The 20,433-nt window shown below is 50.3% G+C and carries 21 protein-coding genes and 1 tRNA gene; 12 read left to right on the top strand and 10 right to left on the bottom strand.

What is annotated here, in order from left to right; genetic code table 11:
- Positions 1–27: 27 nt before the first annotated feature.
- On the bottom strand, positions 28–675 hold the full coding sequence (gene rpe, locus KIS29_06540) for a ribulose-phosphate 3-epimerase (protein MBX8639977.1): 648 nt from the start codon (positions 673–675) through the stop codon (positions 28–30).
- Positions 676–787: 112 nt separating this feature from the next.
- Here rpe and KIS29_06535 point away from each other — a divergent pair, with 112 nt between their 5' ends.
- The 10 genes from KIS29_06535 to KIS29_06490 all read left to right on the top strand — a co-directional run bounded on the left by KIS29_06535 (position 788) and on the right by KIS29_06490 (position 10,753).
- Positions 788–1,012, top strand: coding sequence for a hypothetical protein (locus tag KIS29_06535; protein ID MBX8639976.1), 225 nt, complete (start codon positions 788–790; stop codon positions 1,010–1,012).
- Between the two features lie 57 nt (positions 1,013–1,069).
- Positions 1,070–1,978: a ribonuclease Z gene (gene rnz, locus KIS29_06530; protein MBX8639975.1), complete on the top strand. Its 909-nt coding sequence runs from the start codon at positions 1,070–1,072 to the stop codon at positions 1,976–1,978.
- A 126-nt stretch (positions 1,979–2,104) separates the two neighbouring features.
- A complete protein-coding gene (locus tag KIS29_06525) occupies positions 2,105–3,304 on the top strand; it encodes a methionine adenosyltransferase (protein ID MBX8639974.1) in 1,200 nt (399 codons plus the stop codon).
- Entirely contained in the window at positions 3,285–3,890 is a 606-nt protein-coding gene (locus tag KIS29_06520) for a DUF4443 domain-containing protein (protein ID MBX8639973.1), read from the top strand. The genes KIS29_06525 and KIS29_06520 overlap by 20 nt, the downstream gene beginning before the upstream one ends.
- Before the next feature lie 340 nt (positions 3,891–4,230).
- Entirely contained in the window at positions 4,231–6,303 is a 2,073-nt protein-coding gene (locus tag KIS29_06515; GenBank protein ID MBX8639972.1) for a PQQ-binding-like beta-propeller repeat protein, read from the top strand.
- Positions 6,300–7,196, top strand: coding sequence for an energy-coupling factor transporter transmembrane protein EcfT (locus KIS29_06510; protein MBX8639971.1), 897 nt, complete (start codon positions 6,300–6,302; stop codon positions 7,194–7,196). Before KIS29_06515 ends, KIS29_06510 begins: the two co-directional genes overlap by 4 nt.
- Positions 7,162–8,634, top strand: coding sequence for an ATP-binding cassette domain-containing protein (locus KIS29_06505; GenBank protein MBX8639970.1), 1,473 nt, complete (start codon positions 7,162–7,164; stop codon positions 8,632–8,634). Before KIS29_06510 ends, KIS29_06505 begins: the two co-directional genes overlap by 35 nt.
- The gene (locus KIS29_06500; GenBank protein MBX8639969.1) at positions 8,612–9,367 is read left to right on the top strand and encodes an ECF transporter S component; all 756 of its coding nucleotides are present in this window, start codon (positions 8,612–8,614) and stop codon (positions 9,365–9,367) included. Before KIS29_06505 ends, KIS29_06500 begins: the two co-directional genes overlap by 23 nt.
- 107 nt (positions 9,368–9,474) lie before the next feature.
- Entirely contained in the window at positions 9,475–9,876 is a 402-nt protein-coding gene (locus tag KIS29_06495) for a hypothetical protein (GenBank protein MBX8639968.1), read from the top strand.
- 112 nt (positions 9,877–9,988) lie between these two features.
- Complete coding sequence (locus tag KIS29_06490; GenBank protein MBX8639967.1) at positions 9,989–10,753, top strand: hypothetical protein; 765 nt, start codon at positions 9,989–9,991, stop codon at positions 10,751–10,753.
- 339 nt (positions 10,754–11,092) lie between these two features.
- On the opposite strand, the gene KIS29_06485 is transcribed toward KIS29_06490, so the two are convergent.
- The 5 genes from KIS29_06485 to KIS29_06465 all read right to left on the bottom strand — a co-directional run bounded on the left by KIS29_06485 (position 11,093) and on the right by KIS29_06465 (position 14,328).
- The gene (locus KIS29_06485; GenBank protein MBX8639966.1) at positions 11,093–11,614 is read right to left on the bottom strand and encodes a hypothetical protein; all 522 of its coding nucleotides are present in this window, start codon (positions 11,612–11,614) and stop codon (positions 11,093–11,095) included.
- Between the two features lie 497 nt (positions 11,615–12,111).
- Entirely contained in the window at positions 12,112–12,366 is a 255-nt protein-coding gene (locus tag KIS29_06480; GenBank protein MBX8639965.1) for a hypothetical protein, read from the bottom strand.
- 258 nt (positions 12,367–12,624) lie between these two features.
- Positions 12,625–12,709: transfer RNA gene (locus KIS29_06475), tRNA-Leu, on the bottom strand.
- Positions 12,700–13,185, bottom strand: a complete 486-nt coding sequence (locus KIS29_06470) for a hypothetical protein (protein MBX8639964.1) — start codon at positions 13,183–13,185, stop codon at positions 12,700–12,702. Before KIS29_06470 ends, KIS29_06475 begins: the two co-directional genes overlap by 10 nt.
- 6 nt (positions 13,186–13,191) lie before the next feature.
- A complete protein-coding gene (locus tag KIS29_06465) occupies positions 13,192–14,328 on the bottom strand; it encodes an ATP-NAD kinase family protein (GenBank protein MBX8639963.1) in 1,137 nt (378 codons plus the stop codon).
- Between the two features lie 77 nt (positions 14,329–14,405).
- On the opposite strand from KIS29_06465, the gene KIS29_06460 reads away from it, so the two are divergent.
- Both KIS29_06460 and KIS29_06455 read left to right on the top strand, forming a co-directional pair.
- Positions 14,406–14,780, top strand: coding sequence for a hypothetical protein (locus KIS29_06460; protein MBX8639962.1), 375 nt, complete (start codon positions 14,406–14,408; stop codon positions 14,778–14,780).
- A gap of 18 nt (positions 14,781–14,798) precedes the next feature.
- A complete protein-coding gene (locus KIS29_06455) occupies positions 14,799–16,031 on the top strand; it encodes a 2,3-bisphosphoglycerate-independent phosphoglycerate mutase (GenBank protein MBX8639961.1) in 1,233 nt (410 codons plus the stop codon).
- Between the two features lie 6 nt (positions 16,032–16,037).
- On the opposite strand, the gene KIS29_06450 is transcribed toward KIS29_06455, so the two are convergent.
- Genes KIS29_06450 through KIS29_06435 form a run of 4 tightly spaced genes read right to left on the bottom strand, consistent with a single transcriptional unit; the run spans position 16,038 to position 20,125 of the window.
- A complete protein-coding gene (locus KIS29_06450; GenBank protein MBX8639960.1) occupies positions 16,038–17,156 on the bottom strand; it encodes an isocitrate/isopropylmalate dehydrogenase family protein in 1,119 nt (372 codons plus the stop codon).
- The gene (leuD, locus tag KIS29_06445; protein MBX8639959.1) at positions 17,065–17,589 is read right to left on the bottom strand and encodes a 3-isopropylmalate dehydratase small subunit; all 525 of its coding nucleotides are present in this window, start codon (positions 17,587–17,589) and stop codon (positions 17,065–17,067) included. Before leuD ends, KIS29_06450 begins: the two co-directional genes overlap by 92 nt.
- Before the next feature lie 4 nt (positions 17,590–17,593).
- Complete coding sequence (locus KIS29_06440; GenBank protein MBX8639958.1) at positions 17,594–18,907, bottom strand: 3-isopropylmalate dehydratase large subunit; 1,314 nt, start codon at positions 18,905–18,907, stop codon at positions 17,594–17,596.
- Positions 18,908–20,125, bottom strand: coding sequence for a homoaconitate hydratase (locus tag KIS29_06435; GenBank protein MBX8639957.1), 1,218 nt, complete (start codon positions 20,123–20,125; stop codon positions 18,908–18,910).
- Positions 20,126–20,433 lie beyond the last annotated feature (308 nt).

The raw sequence follows: 20,433 nt of genomic DNA, 5'->3' as shown, positions 1-20,433 counted from the left end.
GTTCCAACCGAAGTTGAAATTTCAGATTTACAGTTTTTTAAAGAACTTTATGGCCGCTTCAGCGTCTTCCGATTTGAATATGGCGTTTCCGGCTACCAGCTCGCTGGCACCGGCCTTCAGCGCATCAACAGCATTCTCCGGCGTTATGCCACCGTCCACGGAAATTGAAACCTTAATGCCTTCCCTGTCGATGTAATTCCTCGCTTCCCTGATCTTCGGAAGAACCTCCGGCAGAAACTGCTGCCCGCCAAATCCGGGGTGGACTGTCATGATCAGCAGGAGACTGATGTCGCCCATAAATTTTTCCGCCGTATGGAAAGGCGTTTCAGGATTCAATGCCAGCCCGCTCGATTTCCCGATACCGCTGATGTTTCTGATAACATCAGCTGTGCTGTGCTTTGCCTCCGGATGTATGATGATCAGATCTGCCCCGGCTTCCGAGAATTTATCCACAAACATGTCAGCCCGTTCTATCATGAGATGGGCGTCGAACCTGAGCTTTGAGGCGCTCCTTATCGATTTGATAAGAGCCGGTCCGAAAGTAAGATTCGGTACAAAATGCCCGTCCATGACATCTATGTGTATGCTGTCAGCGCCTGCCTTATCAACTTTCAGGATCTCTCGCCTGAGATCCCCGAAATCGCTTGAAAGTATCGATGGTGATATTCTTGCCAAATTGAATTCTCCGGAGGCCTCTAAGTGAAGCGAATTAATAACTTTGTCTGGACGCACGCCGGTCATTTCGGAGGAATCAATTTATTTATCCAGCCATTCTATCCAGATTTCAATGGCTGAAAGACATGCAGTGAGGCATGCATCTGAAGAACTGTGTTCCGTCATATCATGCAGTGAGAAATCTGTAAGGTCTGTCCCTGCCAGGGATGCAATAGGCAAAGCAAAAATGTCGATAAAACCGGACAACGGCGGCAGGGCCCACCTTTGCAAGAAACATTACAGGGATTTCAAGAAGACGACCAGATCGGAACGCGAACTAGATCGTCTCACCTGGTGAATTGTACAGGAGCATCTGCTGATTAATGCATACTCGAAGCCAGGTGAGGATGGTTTATTGGAACTGCTTTTTCTCGGAACTGCGGCTACCCTGCCATCAACAAAGAGGAATGTTTCTTCATGCGCAGTGATACTCGATGAAGGTACGTTTCTCTTTGACTGCGGTGAGGGAACCCAGCGGCAGATGATGCTCGCCGGAATTTCCTACATGAAGGTAAACTGGATAGCTCTTTCGCATTTTCATGGTGATCATGTTCTCGGCATACCCGGCCTCGTCCAGTCTATGCAGCTTTCCGGTCGGAAGAGGGAGCTGTACGTCATTGGGCCTGAGGGTCTGTCAGGCTTTCTTATGTCTCTGCTTGAAATGCGGATGCTTACCAACACGTTCAGAATAATACCTGTGGAACTTTCACGAGATACATCATTCGATTTTGAAAAATACAGGCTCACCTGCGACAATGCGAAGCACAACGTGAAATGCCTTGCATACAGACTCCAGGAAAACGACAGACCGGGCAGGTTCAATACGGCAAAAGCAATACAACTCGGCGTAACGCCCGGTCCGGCATTTGGTGTCCTGCAGAAAGGGAAGGAAATAATTGTAGGAGGGAAAAGGATTACGCCGGAAATGGTACTGGGAAAACCAAGGGCCGGTCTATCGGTAGGATATGCCGTGGATACCAGGCCGACCAGGGAAATAGTCAGGCTTGTTCGCGGTGTCGATGTCCTTGTGTTTGATTCAACCTTCGATTCCTCTCTCAAATCCAGGGCCCGTTACACAATGCATTCAACCAGCGCTGAGGCGGCAACGGTTGCAAGGAAGGCATGCGCCCGCAGACTCTATCTCACACATATCAGCGGCCGTTATGAAACCGATAAACTGCTGCGCGATGAGGCCAGGGCATTATTTGAAAGAACCTACGTTGCAAGGGATTTCCTTCGTTATCGCCTGAGACCGTCGGGCTGATCAGTTTTTCACGTGGAAGCAGTTCACACGATTGTGATATAATATTCCTACTGGAATATATTGGTGCCAAACAGATATTAACCACAATAATATGGCAAGAATGAATACTTCATCGAGGTAGTCACGTTGGCCAAGAACATAACAGTCAAAGATTTAAGATCAGATCCAATCGAAAAGACAGAAACTGAAATGGTTGAGAGAAAAGGTATCGGGCATCCGGACAGTGTTGCGGATGGAATAGCCGAGCAGGTAAGCAGGGGACTGTGCAGATATTATCTAAAGCACTTCGACCGCGTCCTGCATCACAATACGGACGAATGCCAGATTGTGGGAGGTCAGGCAACCCCGGCTTTTGGCGGCGGCGTCGTTTCAGAGCCGATTTATATCCTCCTTGTGGGCAGAGCCACAACGAGGGTAAGTGAGAGGGATATTCCTTTCAGAGAAATCGCTGAAGAAGCTGCGATAAATTACCTGAGGAATACATTTCCGGATCTTGAAGCCGACAGGAATGTCAGACTGGAAACCAAGATCGGACAGGGCTCCGTGGATCTCAGGGGTCTCTACGAGACACAGAAATATCTTGCCAACGATACCAGTTTCGGTGTCGGTTTTGCGCCGTTCAGCGAAGCGGAGACAATTACGAAGGAAACTGAAAAATTTATCAACGGCGAAATGAAAAAAGAAATACCCGAATCAGGACAGGATGTGAAGGTAATGACCTCCAGGAGGGGAGATAAGATTACCGTTACCTGTGCCATTGCAATGATCGGAAAACGCATTCCTGACAGGGATCACTATATGAGCGTGAAGGAGGAGATGAGCGAGAAGATACTGGAACATGCTTCAAAATACACAGACAGGGAAGTGACTGTATACATAAACACCGCTGACGATTATGAGAGTGGCATTTATTACAACACCGTAACTGGGCTGTCCATGGAAAACGGAGACGACGGATCTGTCGGAAGAGGAAACAGGGTCAACGGTCTAATCACACCGTTCAGGCCCATGAGCCTTGAAGCTGCCGCGGGAAAGAATCCTGTGACACATGTGGGAAAGCTGTACAATCTGCTTTCCATGCAGGTGGCAGAGAAGGTTTATGAACTGGGCAAGGGAGACATACAGGAAGTCAGCGTGCGAATACTTTCTCAGATTGGCAAGCCGGTATCTGAACCGCTTTCCAGCAATATTGATATCATCATGTCGGACGGAGTCAAACTTAACAGGTACAAATCAGAGGCAGAAAATATTTTAGCTGATTACCTCGATAACATAGATAAATATGTTACTCAGAGAGTAATTAGAAATGAACTCTCGGTTTTCTGATTTAGCGGGCCTTCCGAAACTGTCGCCACACGGTCCGGGGAGAAAATTCGGACCGTTCCACTACTACAAGGCACTTTCAGTTCTGAGCGAAAAAGGAAGGACGGGCAGGGCCCGCCTTTCTTCAGAACTGGGAATAGGCGAGGGGAGCATCAGGACTCTCCTGGACGAGCTTGAAGACGCAGGTTTCATACGCAGAAACAACTCCGGTATTGTACTCACGCGAAAGGCGCAGAAAACGTTGTCGTCCTTTCCTGTCAACACCTGTCCGGTGAAACGGTGCGGACTCTCGCTTGGAAGTTTTACCACTGCCGCCCTTGCGAGGAAGGCAGCGCCAAAAATAACCAACGGGATTCTCCAGAGGGACGAGGCAGTCAGGCACGGTGCCGCTGGCGCGGTGACACTGCTCATAATGAAAGGGAAGCTGCTCATTCCTCCCATGATGGAACCAGTCACCGATGCTGAAGCCGAATCGGCTGTATTCGGCAGACTTCTCGGCTCAGAAGAGGATGCTGTGATTCTGACATCGGCCGACTCGCCTGAAATTTCGGAACAGGCGGCCTTCTTTGCTGCGCTGACTGTTGTCTGAATTGTCAAACAGGGTGAAGCTCTGCTCCTTTGCCCGGACAACCGGAACAGCCTGCATTTGAATCGTTCTCATGATTTGAGGCATGAACACGATTCTGAAGCTGAAGGCGCTCACAGGCAGCGGAAATGAGTTATCGGAATTCTGGGGCGTGTAACTGATATTGCATCCTGAGTCAAAATGGACATACTGCAAGCACTGCCCGCAGCAGCTGAATCCAGCGATGCCTGTTGCAGTTCATAATCAGGAACCGGGCTGGAAGTCTATGTCCGTCATTGGACACTCCAGCTATGCTTAAATACAAATTCAGTATTCCGTTGGATATATTATCCAACGTGATTTGATGAATGCGAACTTTGTCTTGGTGATATCGGTCGTTTCGGTGCTTCTTCTTGCAGGTGCTGCTTTTCAAAATGATTCCCCGGCTACGAAAGTCACGCAGTATGACGGAAACACGGTTGTTCAGGGCGCAGCGCACTTCCTGATCGGGCAGGGGATGAACTCTGTGCTCATTTATTTTCAGAACGGCTCATATTACTGGTACTACGCCCAGCACGGCAGGTACGGCAACGGTTTTAACCTGACTGCTGCATCAGTCGGCTATTACGGCATGGCGTTCAATTATACAAACTACAGTTTCGGCACGTTAGTCAACATGATTGGCGGGGTCTGGAAGAACAATACCACATTCAACCCGTCCTGGTCTCTCTGGATCTGGAACAACTCACTGAATCAGTGGTCTGTTTCTCCCGTTGGCATCGGAAGTATCTCGATGAACGGCAACCTGTCGATTGCACTGAGTTACTCATATTGGACATCAAACTTCTCGGCACCACTGTACGCTCCGGTTCCGACGCCGGTAGATCCGTATCCGGTCTACCAGGTCCGGGCTGTTTCGGCAGGTACCGGTTACAGCAGTCCGCATTCCAATCTGCCGTTTCTTCCGCCCGTTCCAGCGCCGTCATGGACTGCAAGGATCAACACAACTGATTTTGGCGGCATAGATTCACAGCCGATTGAATACAACGGTCTTGTCTACGTCCTTACCGACGGTCCGTCAAACGGCGGGAAGGCAGGCATTTTCGCCTTTAATTTCTATGGAGATCAGGTATGGAACAACACTCTGGGCAGTTCCGGATACGAACTGGCTGCCCCCCTTGCCGCCGGCGGCATGCTGATCGTAGCCAGTACTAACGGCTATCTTTATGCCTTCAATGCGGCCGACGGCAGCCTGGTTTACAGGTTGAATCTCAATTCTTCCGCAGGTATCACGAGCTCTCCGGTCCTTGGACCGCAGGGCTATTTTGTCCTGAACGACACGGGAGGCATTTTCTATTTCTCGTTTAACGGTACGGAGTACTGGAATTTTATGCTCGGAGCGCAGTCTTATTACAGTTCCCCCTCCTTTTCCGGCAGCACCCTCTACGTTGCCTCGAATTTGAATGGTGCAGGCAGGGTTACAGCACTCTCTGTTCCGAATGCGAGCGTCAGGCCGCATGTTCTCTGGCAGCGCGGAATTTCCGGCCTGATTTACGATACACCCGCTGTCTACGGCGGAATGGTATATCTCACCCAGGCAAAAAAATCCACCGGAACCTCCACGTACGGCAGCGTCGAACTCACTGAATTGAATGCCGTTACTGGCTCCTTTGCCGCAAATTATTCAGTCGGCGTCTCAAACTCATTTCCATCGAGCGTCCTGCCAATGGGCCATCAGGCAATCTTTTCTGACGGCAGCGAGCTTATATCCGTCAACACTTCAGCATCGAATTCAACCTCCTTTGTTCTGTGGAAAATGAGTTTGAATAACGAATACGGAAGTCCGTCTCCGTTCGCATTCGAGAAGTATTTACTTGTTTCAGAGGACTCGTCGAATGCATCAGTCTTCGTACTGTCTGACAACGGCCATCTCATCTGGAATTTCACAGATCCTGTAAGCGGCAGCTACTCGCTTTCATCACCATCATACAACGGGACGGCGATGGTTTGGGGAAACGATGCAGGCCAGTTATTCTCGTTCGAGCACCTTCAGGTAGCCAATTTCACTTATTCCCAGGTGAACGGAACAGTGACGCTCAACGCAAACATTATTCAGGAGGCATCGCCCGTCTTGAACTATACATGGTATGTCGGTAACGGTCAGTACTCCTATTCACAGACTGCTGAGCACACCTACACCGCCAACGGTACATATCCCGTGACGCTGACCGTCATATACTCGAATAACACCACCGCCTACTATTCAGGCCAGGTGATCGTAAATTCTGTCGTCCATGTCGTGAAAACAGTTGCTCCCTCCAAGAAACAGAGTTTCCCGGGCCCCTATCTTTATCTTGTAATCGGGATCGTAGTGCTGGTAGTTGCAGTGTCTGCTGTTTATGCTGTAATGTCCCATAGGAAGAGAAAGCAAAAATGAAATTTGCATACAGGAGAAGGGAAACCTCATTCTACAACCTGAATCCCTGGGCCAGAATCGCATATCTATCGGCTCTCTTCTATCTCTCCATCCTGTTCTCCAGCATAGAGATTCAGATGGCTGTACTCTTCCTGATTATCATTACTGCATGTCTTGCGGGTGTTCTCAGAGAAGCGTTTTATTTCTCACGTTTTATAGTGTACATGTCGGCATTCCTTGCCGTAATCTCCGTTATTTTCGGTCCCGGAGGAAGAATAATCTACAGCATCAGTTTCATATCTGTAACCATTTCACCGGTACTGTTTTCAATATCCATGACCATCAGACTTGTAAGTTCTGTTATGTCATTCGAAATGCTTCTGCTCACAGTCGATCCAGATTCAGTCATGTCAATTTTATCCCGCCTGAGCAGGAAGACGGCAGGTGCACTCCTCATCTCCACCAGGCTCATGCCGGTGATGAGCAATGAAGGCGATGAAATTCTGCAGGCGTTTGAGGCACGCGGCGTTCCACTGAGGAGCGGCAGGATGCTCGACAGAGTAAGGGCAGCGTCTCATGTCCTGTATCCTATGCTCTATAGTTCGATGGACAGGGGAATAGCTGTTGCTGAAGCAATGGAGACGAGGGGATTCCCTTCCCGGTGGAAGCATAAGAAGGAAATCTTAACCCGATTCGATCTGTTCCAGATCGCTGCGAGCGTCTTTTCCGTTCTCACTTTCACAGTTCTTTCCCTTTACGGAATTGGGGAAGCTGATTATTATTCAGTAACATCGATATATGCCGGCTATTCTCTGATTGGGATGTTGTCGGTGCTGATAGTCAATGTTCCCTTCTTCGTGTTTAACGGGAGGTCAAAAGTTGCTGCAAATCAGGGATCTGAAGTTCCGGTATAGCGATGCAGAAAGGATCTCTCTGAGCATAGACAGCCTTGACATATCTGAAGGGGAAATGGTGCTCGTCTGCGGACCTACCGGTTCCGGCAAGACGACCCTTTTCAGATGCCTAAATTCACTGATTCCAAATTTTTACGGCGGGCAGTTCGGCGGTCATGTCATCGTGGATGGAATTGATACGAGGGACGCTACCCCCTATGAACTCAGTTCGGCGGTAGGCACCGTATTTCAGGACCCTGAAAACCAGTTCATAATGCTCTCAGCAGGCGAAGAGGTTGCATTCAACCTGAGGAACAGGGGAAGGACAGAGGAGGAGATCAGGGCGGACATAGCTGAAGTCGTGTCTCTAGTGGAGGCGGGGAACCTGCTTGAGAGAAGCGTAGTCGAACTCTCCGCGGGGCAGAAGCAGAGAATTGCAATTGCATCTGTAGCCGCTTCCAGGACAAAATATATTCTTCTGGACGAACCCACATCCCAGCTGGACGATCAGGGCACGGAGTCCCTGATGAAGATACTTCTGGGCCTGAAAAGGGCCGGGCATACCATCATTATATCGGAGCACAGAATCGAAAGGGTTGCAAAATACTGTTCCCGCTTCCTAGTCATGAATGGAGGGAAAATAGAGGTCGACGGGAAGATGGGTGAGACTGAACGGTGGTATGGGGAAAGGGGCATCAGTCTTTTCAGACCTGTCAGTAACCGCGGTCAAGGCCATCGCAGCATTTTTTCAGATAGAGCGATGCTCTCAGTGAAAGATCTTGTCGTTGATATAGAAGGGCTGCGCATTCTCGACGGTGTAACTTTCAGTGTTGCCGGTGGTGAACTGGCCATGCTTACAGGTAAGAACGGATCAGGAAAGACGACTCTGCTCAAGTCTATAATGAATTTCATACCAAGGCAACGCGGAGCAATCGGCGTTGACGGCATGGATGTCACACATCTCACACCGCTTGACATTTCGAAACATGTGGCATATCTCGGTCACAACCCGCTTTCATATCTTTTCCATCAGACACTTCTCGAAGAACTGATATTTTCAGCAAAATATTCAGGTATGTCCGCCTCCGATCAAGGATTTCTGAAGGAGAAAGCAGCTGCTGTCGCCTCATCACTGGGAATACAGTCGATGATGGAACGTTTTCCCAGGGAACTTAGCAGCGGCGAAAGGGAAATTGCGGCAATAGCCTGCACACTAGTGGGCGGCAGAAAAATCGTCCTGCTTGATGAACCGACAAGAGGCATGGATTACTGGAAAAAAGAGAAATTCATGACCTTTCTTGAAGGACTCTCATCAGGGTACGCCAAGTCTGTGCTCATGACGACGCACGATCGGTTCCTGCTTCATTCCTATGCTGACAGGGTTTACAGATTGGAAGAGGGTAAAATTGTGGAGACAACTCCGGAGGATCGATGTGATGCAGAGCACTGCAGATGCTGAAGAGAAAAGGCACGCCATCGAACGGCTATGGCCGGTGGCCGCGGCTCTTTCCCTCGGTCTGGTCGTTGTTTCTGTGATGCTCTCTTTCAACCCGAATTCACTCAGTTTTGCCGGTCTGCACAATATCAATGTTGTGATATATTACTCCGCAATTTCGTTCGTAGTTTCCGCCCTTCTCGTTTTGTCGATCGTCATGAGGTATGAAAGGAGGCAGAGCGGCACTAAGGAGATTGCTGTAATCGGAACGCTTGCGGCGCTTTCTGCAGCTTCTCGCCTCGTGATTCCAATTCCCAATTTCAAACCCTGCACCTTCCTAATAGTGATAACCGGATACGTCTTCGGTCCAGAGGCCGGTGTTATGGTCGGCATTCTCACACCTGCCATTTCCAACATGTTTCTGGGGCAGGGTCCATGGACTGTCTGGCAGATGCTTATGTGGGCCATAGCGGGCTGGTCAGGCGGTGCCATCAGAAAACGTTTTGGCACTATTTCCGTCGAGACTCTGTCCGCGTATAATTTCGCCTGGGGATTCATATTCGGAATGCCGCTTGATTTCTTTACCTGGCTGAGCTACAACGGCGAAGCGCCGCTCATACCGATAATGGTTGCGGGAATACCCTTCAACCTGATAGACGCCATGGCAAATTTGCTCTTCACTGTTTTTCTGGGTGCGTACACGATAAAAATACTGGAGAGATATAGAAAAAGATTTACCGTCGAATACATTGACTGATTCGGAATTTGTGTTCTCCGTTTTCGGTCTGTTTGTCATACTTCGTACGACGCATGACAAAAGTATTAAATATAAATTGAAGGTTATGTCATCCCTGCGAATATCCGATGGAGAAGGGCACAATGGTGGACAACAGGATTTCTCTTCGTCTCGACGACAATGAGATAAAGACAATCGACAAATTCCTTGAATCGCACACGGAATTTGCGAGCAGATCTCATTTAGCTCGAGAGGCGATCAGGCGCTTTATCTTCGAAGAAGATGGTAGCGTCGCAGGCACTGCGAACGAGGCGCCTGAGAACAGAAGAGTGATCAAGATTGTTGCCGCGCCTGCAGTCATGCATGTCCTCCAAGAGATGGTGAGAGGAGGGTACTTCGTGGATGAGAATGAGGCTGCATACTTCATTCTGAAGAACCACACCATAAATAAGGACAGCAGGCTCGACAAAACCATTGATTCCATATGCGACTCCAGGGAAAGACTGGTGCAAGTGGACCGCGAGCACTAGTAGTGGACATGGAAAGGTTTGGCGGCTGTCAGAAGGGATGGGATGCACGAACAGTTACTGAACAGGGAAACGGTTTCTCCAGAGCATATCCGCAAGATCAAGGAGGAGACAAATGTCTGAATTCGGTGACTTCACCCAGGAAGGGATGGATGTATCCATTGTGGGCGGAATCGGAGAACCTAGAGTGAGCGTCGTCGGCTGCGGCGGCGCCGGAACGAACATTGCTGAACGGCTGTACTGGGAACACCCCGATATTGAGACAGTCGCAGTCAATGACAATCAGGACAGACTCTGCTCTGTCGCCTGCAGTTCTGCGCTCCTGATCAGGCCGGAGGATATTGACGCTGTCGAAGAGCTGTACCTTGAGGCAATAAAGGCAAAGATAGTCAACGCAGGTATCATATTTGTTGTAACCGGCCTCGGTGGAACCTTCGGCTCACGTGTTGCGCCTGTCGTGGCAAGGGCGGCAAAGGAAATGGATATCACTGTTGTCTCGATTGGTATAAGACCGTTTGTCGAGGAGTCCAGGTCGCAGTGCGAGAAGACAATTGCTGAACTGAAATCCATCTCGGATGCGATTGTTGTCATAGACAACAATAAACTCACCGAGCTTTCGGATGAAATCACGCTGGAGGACGGTTTCAGAATAGTCCAGGAGGGAATATCCAAGATAATACTCTCCGTCTGCAGGCACATAAACGACCAGATTACGCAGTACTTCAGTTCGGACATAGCGGAGGAACTCCGTTACGATATCCTTTCAATGGGAAATGTGCAGCAGGAAGCAGACGTCACGCTGACGCCCCCCCAGCAGGAATCCGGATTCATGCAGGCCTCGCTCTTCACAATCGGCGGTCCATATTTCAATTTCCAGTAAATCAGGTATTGAATCCGGGTAGGGCGAAACCCTATCCCCGCTAAGCAGGCAGGGAGCAAACCGGTTTGATCTCATTCAGCACCTGAATATGCTGTCTGTGAAATCGACAACCTGTCTGCTGTTGCCCTGACAGGTGCAGGTGGCATTCTGACGCATGGATGAATTTGCCGTTTTTCCAATAGACAGTGTGTGAGCCTCTCACTGCGCCGTTGCCAGGCAGCACAAATGTTGCGGTGGCGCTGACGAGCTGACGACTTATGGGCCGGTCTTGTTCCTTTGCCGATCAGTATGTACTCTTCATTGCAGCGTAATAACTCCGCCGCGGCAGAACCGAACAGTTCAGCGCTGCGGAAAGCCCTTAAACCACATTTCCAGAGCTTCATTCTCTCCTCTGAACATCCACCCCCCTCCCAGCCGTTTCCTGCCTATGGTCTTGGTGAAGAGATACACAATCCTGTTATCGAGCTCCAGCTTGAGCGGCGGTATGAGTCCGCGCGAGTCTCTGAATCTTTTGAACTGCTCATCGTAACTCACGCTCATATTCAGGATTGAACGCTTTTCGATAATAAACAGAAGATCCATTTTATCGTTATAAAAGCGCAGTGCATTATCCGTAACGGAGAGGTACCCTTCATGCTTGTGCAGCGGTCTCCCCAGTGGCTGCGAAGCGTGAGCTGCGAGCCATCTCTCCATTTTTGTAACACTTTCAAATTCGTCTGAAAATATCCACAGAGCCTCAAAAAGCGAGCCGGCAGTCTTGAGCAGGTTCTCTATGTACCTGCTTCTGGGTACATCTCCCCTTTCGGCATCTATGAGTTTGATTATATTTTCATCAAGGGATATGCTTACCTTTTCATTCACGGAAATCGCCGGTAATGATCAGTGATAGCTAATTACTTAATACTTACTACTAGTAGTAAGTATTTACATACCTATATTTAACTGCTTTCAGTTGCGCTTGAGCCGAAACCAGGCACATCTCTTCGTGATGCGCCCGTGAATCCGTCGCAAAACCGATCGCGCAGGTAATGGTGAGGAAGGAAGATAAAATGCGTTGTTCTGTTGTGATAGTTGAAATCTCACTAAACGCTATTTGCGCGCATTCAAAGAACTGCTGATGATGCTCGCGGTTTTCATCTAAGAGTGCCTGTCAACGATGGACCCGGATACCTCCAGGGCAATCGGAACCATCGGTAAGCTGTCCGGAGAAGATCAGGAGTATTGATCAACAGGGACAGATAGCACAGGCTCTGCTTTCAGGTTGTGACATCAAGTTCAATGATTTCGAGAGCATACGACTGATACACAGGCACGAGCACTGGACTCGTTTTTTGGCCGTATCTCAGTGCTATCTGAAACTAATCCCTGCTGCCGTGCGTTACGCTGGAGTAGCTGGTGAATGTGCCATCAACTGCTTCTTCTACAAGCCTGCGAACGCTACGATAATGCAACGTATCCTCGGGGCAGTTCTTCAATTCAACGGTCGACCATATCGAGATCACGAACCTCCGCAGCCCTGCCTTGCTGACCGCGCCGCCGAATGTCAGCTTTGCACCGGGCAGCTTCACCAGTCCTTCGAGGAAGAGCGGTTTTGCGATCGATGATGTCGCCATGAACCCTTAAGCGGTGCCACTTTGTTCACATCCTTTGTGCGTATTCCGTCAATGACGGGCATCTTGAGTTCGACTGTCGTCATTCGACTGTCCTGAAGAGCCTTTAATCTCTCCGTCACACTCTTCCTTGCATCATGATTACGTAGAACCGGTATCCTGATGCAACTCCAGTTCGTTCATCAGTTCAAAAAAGCCAATGATGATCCAAATATCAGTGAGGGATTAACCGCTTCTAAACAGGTCGAACAATCGTCCCAGTGCAGGGGGCCGGATTTGAACCGGCGAACCACTGCTGGACAAGGTCCTAAGCCTTGCGCCTTTGGCCAAGCTGGGCTACCCCTGCTCCAAATCATTTTTTCTCAACAGCGATTCTATGAACCTGATTGCATTTTCTCTCCTGGACGGATACGTGGTGAAGTGTATATCGAGATCTATGCTGTCCCTCTTCTTGCGCGTCACTGGATCAAAGCTGCATGACAGTTTCGGCTCGCCTTCATATGTCTGCTGTTTATCAAGCCTGATGTGAAATGTATTGTCACTGTCAAGCCTTTCCTCGAGCTGCCCTAGGAGTGTTTCAATATCTTCAGCGGAGAACCTGCTCAAAATTTCGGAAAATTTCTTTCCGCCGCTTAATCTGCATGAGATAATTGACATCGGCTGCCCGAAGTGCGTTTCAGTACGAACATGCTCAATCGCGGCTTCAGATCCAACCACATTTCGGAGCGCCATTTCGACTTTATGCTCATCTTCTGTAGAATGGCATATTGCCCAGCACCTTATTTCGCCGACTTTTCCTGCTGGCTGACTTTTTGGCGACATCGCATCTCACTCGCTGCCTATATGTGTTATCCTCCTTATGCCGAAGCCTTTTATTACTTCATAGTTTCCGCTGAGCGTCCTGTCCACCTCCCTGTCACCCGTGTCGATCCTGATTGTTCCGATGGATTCCAGTTTGCGCGGAGTGCAGAGCACGATTATGTTCTCTCTGCCAATTTCCTTCAGCATTTCCGGTGTAAACTGCTGGTTTCCCCTTCCGAACAGGAATCCGCTGCCGCCTGTCGGCGTGACAACTATCCGCACCTTACCTGGACCCGCATTTTCAACAGCCTGTGCAATCATGCTGTCTGTGGCATCGGCGCATACCATCTTCCTTCCCATGAACACGTCGACTCCCAGGACATGCGTCCTGTACCCCATTTCTTTCACTATTTCCTTCACAGTAGAGCCGGTACCCATCAGGTATGTCAAGGAATCGTCCATCGTACTGATGAAATATTCTGCAATATCCTGCTTACTATCCTCATCACCGATCGTCTCTTCCTTGGACTGCTGGACGGTCTCCAGCATTGGTGAGATGACGGTTCCATAGTTTGAGACGCTGATGTTTCCTTCAGCAATGTCCTCGAAATCCAGCATATTTACACTCTTTGTAGGGCAGCCGGACTCAAACCAGCCCAGGATGGATTGACCAAACAATTCAGGTTTACGTAGAAACGCTCCGGAATACATCTTTACGCCGGAGGGAATACCGATTAACGGTGTCCTCCTTCTAATGCCTCCTGACGCATCCCTCAGCGTTCCGTCACCGCCTGCAAACGCAATGATGGATGCCCCCATTGCCTCCATCACGGCTGCCGCGAGTCTGGTATCTTCACCAGAGGATGTTTTGCCCTCATATGAGTAAACCGCTGAGTAATTCGGATATCGTGAGCGGAGCAGGGCCGCTTCCCCCATTGGCCCATGGCAGCTGAGTATCTTAGGCGGATCAATGTCGTTGTCATCCAGAATATCTATCAGGGATGCAAGTGCCTCGAAAGTCCTCCTGACAGCGTTCCCACCTGCACCCATTGAAATGGCACGCCGGGCCAGCTCGCCGTCTGTTCCTTTGAGCGCCTTGCTCCCTCCGAGTCCAGCGATCGGGTTGGTTATCAGCCCGATAGTGCGCTCCGTCCTTTCCTTCAATGAAAACACCCGGATGCTGATAGTAACTAGGTTTAATTGCTTATTTACGATAGAGTGGGACAGGGTGTATATTCCGGATGACAGATTCGGGCAAATTGGATCTTGTCGATGTCGAGACGCTGGCCTCGGCGATAGTGCTCAAGCTTGGCTTGAGTCCAGGGGAGGCAAAGACAGTGGCGGAAACAGTCATGTCGTATTTCGGTTTTGATCTTCAGGTTATAGATAACGCACTTGATCCCGATGACAGAAAGATATTCTATGAACTGCACGATACAGGTATACTTTCTAGCGACTGGGAAGAGTCCCTCCTGCCCAACGGCAGGCTGTGGCGAATTTATTACTGGCAGCTCAATGTAAATCAGATACGCAACATACTGTCTAAAAAAGAGGAAAAGACTGCGGACACAAATGTATATGACGAGCTGCCCCTGGACGCATGGGAGCATCATTGAACAGAGGTGTATGCTGAAATGAGTGAACGGAAGATACTTCTTCTGATATGCGACGGTCTTGGAGACAGGCCAGTAGAGGAACTGCACGGCAGGACTCCATTGCAGGCCGCAAGGAAGCCAGCAACTGACAGGATTGCGTCATCCGCCATGCACGGACTCCTCTACACGATAAAACCAGGTTTTATTCCTGGAAGCGATACCTCGCATCTTTCCATACTCGGCTATGATCCTGCTGAATTTTATACGGGGCGCGGACCGTTTGAGGCACTCGGGGCAGGATTGCATCTCTCACGGGGGGATATAGCGTTCAGATGCAATTTCGCGACGGTCGATTCCGGAGGAAAAATAGTGGACAGGAGAGCAGGGCGTATCAGGGAGCCGGAAACCGCCGAGCTCGCCTCGCTTGTATCAAACATGCGTATAGATGATGTAAGTGTAACATTCAAGGAAAGCACGGAACACAGATGCGTCCTGGTGCTGAGCGGGAAGGATCTGGGAGCAAACGTCAGCGACACGGATCCTGGCGAGACAGGAAGTCCGGTTCTCCAGTCAAGACCGCTCGACAGGCACTCCGCGAGGACTGCCGAGGTACTCAATAAATTTACTTTTCAGGCTTCGAAGATTCTTGCCGGTTCCGAAGTCAACAGGAAGAGGATTCAAAGAAATCTTCCGCCTGCCAATACAATTCTTGCGAGGAGCGGGGGAATGTATCCCGAGCTTCAGCCTTTCAGTGTAAAGCACGGCATGTCCTTCGGTGCAATTGCCGCGGAGGGACTCATAAAGGGCATCTGCCTTGCACTCGGGGCAGATGTTGTAACTCCGGCCGGCGCCACTGCAGGGATGGACACCAACCTTGGATCAAAGGGAAAGGCTGCGCTGAAGATGCTTGACACGAACGATTTTGTATTCATCCATGTGAAGCCTACAGACATTGCCGGGCATGACGGCAATGCAGCCGGCAAGGTATCAATAATCGAGCGTGTGGATGCAATGCTTAACGACATATTCGCTGAGTTGGATGAAAATGTTGTGTTTGCAATGACTGCCGACCATTCAACGCCTGTTTCGGCGAAGGAACATACCTGCGATCCGGTGCCGCTTATGATTTATTCGAAGGGGCTTCGCTCCGACGGAATTTCCTCGTTCGACGAAATAAGTGCGGCCCGCGGTTCGCTCAACGGCCTCAGAGGGCTCGACATCATGCCGCTGCTGAAGGGATATGCCCAGCGGAATAAGAAGTACGGCGCATGACCGCTGTCATTGAGCCAGTATGCTTCTGGAGACGTATCTGCCGAAATCTGAAGTGCTGGCCGTTCCGCCTGAATCTGCAGTCACCACCCCCCTCGAAAGTGCATCTTCCACCGCCCTCTCAACAGCTGCAGCGGCAATCATGCACTCATTGCTGCCGTGTCCCTCTCCGAGGTAACGGAGCATCATTGCGGCAGAAAGTATCATGCCCGCCGGATTGGCCGCACCGCCGCCCGCTATGTCAAATGCCGCCCCGTGCACAGGTTCAAATATGGCATGATCCCGGCCGATGTTGGCTGAGGGTGCGAAACCTATCCCGCCGGCGATCTGCGCAGCTTCGTCAGAAAGTATGTCTCCATATAGGTTGGATGTCAGAATAACATCGAAATCCTGCGGATTGCGTATCAGGTTCATGGCGGCGGCGTCCACAAGCATTTCTTCGAAACGAATGGCAGGGTAATTTGAAATCACATCGCGCGATATATTTGAAAACAAGCCGTCGGTCTTTTGCAGAACATTCGATTTGTGAACGCATGTAACCTTCATTGACTTATTTCTGTTCATCGCAACCCTTGCCGCATATTCTGCTATTCTTGCAGTAGCCTGCCTTGTGATGACCTTCATTGCTATCGCGCCGTCTCCAAGATCGAATTCAATTTCACTGTAGAGGTCTTCGGTATTTTCCCTGACAATGACAAGGTCTATGGGTTTCGCCGGACTTACGGCACCATATAGTGTCCTGGCCGGCCGTATGTTGGCAAAAAGGTCAAGATCACGCCTGAGCCTGACGATTACGTCCTTTGCACTCCATCCTAGCGGACCTTTCAGTGTCGCGTCTGCTTCCTCTATTGCGTTGAACGATGATCGCGGGAAGGGGCTGCCATCTCTTCTGAGCAGCTCATCGCCGGCCGGAGCGTTCTCAAACGAGAAACCGATGTCAAATTTCCTTTCGACCGCAGAAATCACCTCAATAGCCGCGGATACCACCTCCTTTCCGACACCGTCCCCCTCCATTACGGCGATTCTGAAACCCAGGCTAATCCCCTCCTGCACGCATAAGCCTCTCACGTAACCGCTCCTGTGCAAGTCCGAGCATTCCGCCTTTCGACATGACACCGGCGTAATCATCAAGATCCGGAAGCATGATGGCGCTGCCGGTCTCATTGACAATCATTGTGCCGGCAGAAACGTCTATCGTTACAGAATCACCCTCCTGAATACCCCCGGCGCGTGGTGTCCTGACAGGAAGGAGGCCGTTGTTCAGCGCATTCCGGTAGAAGATATCGGGAAACGATTCCGCCACGACTGCCACGACGCCGTTGTATTTCAGGGCATAGACGGCCTGCTCACGCGAACTTCCGCAGCCGAAGTTGCGCCCGGCCACAATAATGTTGCTGTCGCCCGCCTGACATTTTTCCCTGAAAAGCGGATCGAATTTTTCAAAGGCATGAGCCGCAAAAAAATGCGGATCCCAGCTTTCCTGGAGAAGATGAGCCGGTATGATGTAGTCGGTGTTTATGTCATCCCCGAATTTTCTCCTGACATTCCCTGCTATCTTCATCTCCTCACCTCAGATACTTCCTCGGATCTGCGATTTTTCCTTCGATTGCGCAGGCAGCGGCCACTGCAGGAGATGCCAGGTAAATCATTGCATCCGGAGATCCCATTCTGCCCCTGTAATTCCTGTTACTCGTGCTCACGCAACGCTGACCTGGCCCCAGGACACCCATGTGCTTTCCGAAACAGGGACCGCAGTTAGATGATTCTATATTCGCCCCTGCCTCTGCCAGCCGGGAAAGAATGCCGTTAGAGGCAGCCCAGTTGTAGATCCTCCTGCTCGCCGGGATTACGATAAGGTTAACCCTTCGGCTGATCCTTCTTCCGCCTAGTATCCTGGCAGCTATTTCAAGATCGGATTTCCTGGCATTTGCGCATGACCCTATGAAGACGGTGTCAATTTCATCATCAACTTCGCTCACCGGCTTCGCATTGGCAGGCGAATGCGGCAGTGCCACAGTTGGTTCGACATCTGCGGCATCGACTTCAAACACGGACGAGAACACTGCATCCGAATCGCTTCGCCGCGCTTTATCTAGTGCACTGCCGTCAAAACTCTTTCCTGAATTGGCGAATGCTTCGCGTATATATGCCGAAGTGGAGTCATCAGGATTGATGATGGCGCTTCTGGCACCCATTTCCACAGAGAGATTGCACATCGTAAATCTTCCGTCCATGTCCATTGAGCTGATGCACCGGCCATCGAATTCGGCGATCCTTCTTGAACAGCCGTCCTGTCCCATCATTCCCAGTATGTGTAAAATCAGATCCTTTGCAAAAACACCATCGGACAGCTCGCCTCCGATTGAAAAGCGAATCGTTTCAGGAACGGAGAATGAGTAGATTTCACCATTCGCCATCGCATATTCAGCCTCCGTTGCTCCTATTCCGAATGCAAGTGCACCCAGGGCACCCTGCGTGCATGTGTGCGAGTCTGTGGCCACGACTATTTCCCCGGGAAGCACGGAACCTTCTTCTCCAGCCACAGTATGTTCTATGCCGTCCCCTTCCTTGTACATTCTGACGCCCGTTTCATTCGAAAATGTCTTCATCAGGGCAATCCCCCTGCTAACACTCTCGGAGCATGATGGCACGCTGTGATCTGCAAAAAATGTTACTCTGGATCTGTCAAACACCTGCTTCGGCGATTGCGTGTCCCTGAATACCTTGCTGAAGTCATTCTGGAAGTTGATAATTGCTGGTGGCGCAACAACTTCGTTCAGATATAACCTGTCCACAGGAAGGGATTCCAGCTTCTCCCCCGCACTTACAGCCTTCCCGCATGCCCTTGACACGATCTTTTCCACCGTGGTAGAGCCCATTCACTCACCATTCCGTGCCTCGGGGATCTGCTGCAGCGACGATTTCCTTGCCATATCAGCCAGTCTCGCGAGCTCGTCTGCCGCCGTGATCATTCCGGAATCTCCCCGCTGCTTTACCATCCTTACCACCATGTCAAGTTCCTCTCTTCCCAGCGTTATGTTCTGTTCCTTTAGCTGCGCTTCTATACCATGGCGACCGGAGTGCTTTCCAGCCTGCATCCATCGCCCTCTGCCGACCAGACGCGGATCAAACGGCTCGTATGTAATCGGATTCCGTATTATGCCGTGAGTGTGAATCCCTGACTTGTGCCCGAACGCGTTGCTTCCTACTATTGGCTTGTTTGCGTGTATTGGCATTCCGGTAATGCTTGCAGCCTGTTCGCATGCGTGCGATATCATCTCAAACCTGATTTTGGTTCTGTAGCCGTAAAGCCATGTTGCGGCCGTTGCAAACTCTTCAAGCGAAGTGTTTCCGGCCCTTTCCCCAATTCCGTTGAGCGTTGCATGGACCTGTGCCGCTCCCGCATCCACTGCCGCTATGCTGTTGGCAACAGCCAGACCGAAGTCGTTATGGCAGTGCACGCTGACTTCTATGCCTGTCCCGGAAACCGATTTCACCAGGCACTTCATCAATTCGGGAGTCGCAACGCCTACCGTGTCTGCAATGTCGAATACCGTTGCCCCGGCGTCATGCACTGTCCTGGCAACCTCTGCGAGAAAACCAGGTTCAGTCCGGGTGCTGTCTTCTGCAGAAAACTCAACCTCAAGGCCGCGTGTTCCCGCAAAATCAACGGCATCCGCAGCCTTCTGCAGCATCTCCCCGCGCGTCATTTTCAGTTTGTTCACGAGGTGTATGTCCGATGAGGCAAGAAATATGTGAATACTGGAAACACCGCATTCGGCAGCCTTCTCGATGTCGCTCTTTTCCGCCCTCGCAAGACAGATTACCTTTGCACCGGTTGCAGAAGAGGCTATCTTCTTTACAGCCTCCTCTTCCCCCCGTGAGGTGACCGGAAAACCTGCCTCGATTGTGTCCACGCCCAGCTCGTTGAGTATTCCAGCGAGTTTCAGTTTTTGCTCAGGAGTGAGCGATATTCCGGGTGTCTGTTCTCCATCCCTCAGAGTAGTATCGAGTATTCTAACATATGCTGTGGATTCAGCATCCCGCTCAATGATGTTACTCACTATCCTGTGCGGTGCTCTCGCATATGAGTCCATGCCTCGAACACCGACGACTTTTTCCACTGAAGAATATTCTGATTTCAAAATACCACCACGAATGTATGGAGACCGGGCAAAACAGCGGACCGATCTCAGTTCGGCAAAAGCAAGGCTGCATCATCCTGGATAAAAGACGCCGATGCAGCTATGAATGCCATCATCGGCATGCCACATTGTAGCGTGCCTAATAAACCTTTCCCTCATCTGAAATCTGCTACCAAAATCTTTCCGCATCTGCATTTGCTGTGCGGTATAAGCGAAACCTCTCCCTGGACAGACAATTTTCTCTGACAGCATTCAGATGA

Source organism: Candidatus Sysuiplasma jiujiangense (assembly GCA_019721075.1).
Lineage (GTDB): Archaea > Thermoplasmatota > Thermoplasmata > Sysuiplasmatales > Sysuiplasmataceae > Sysuiplasma > Sysuiplasma jiujiangense.
This window is presented reverse-complemented; position numbering and strand designations above follow the sequence as displayed.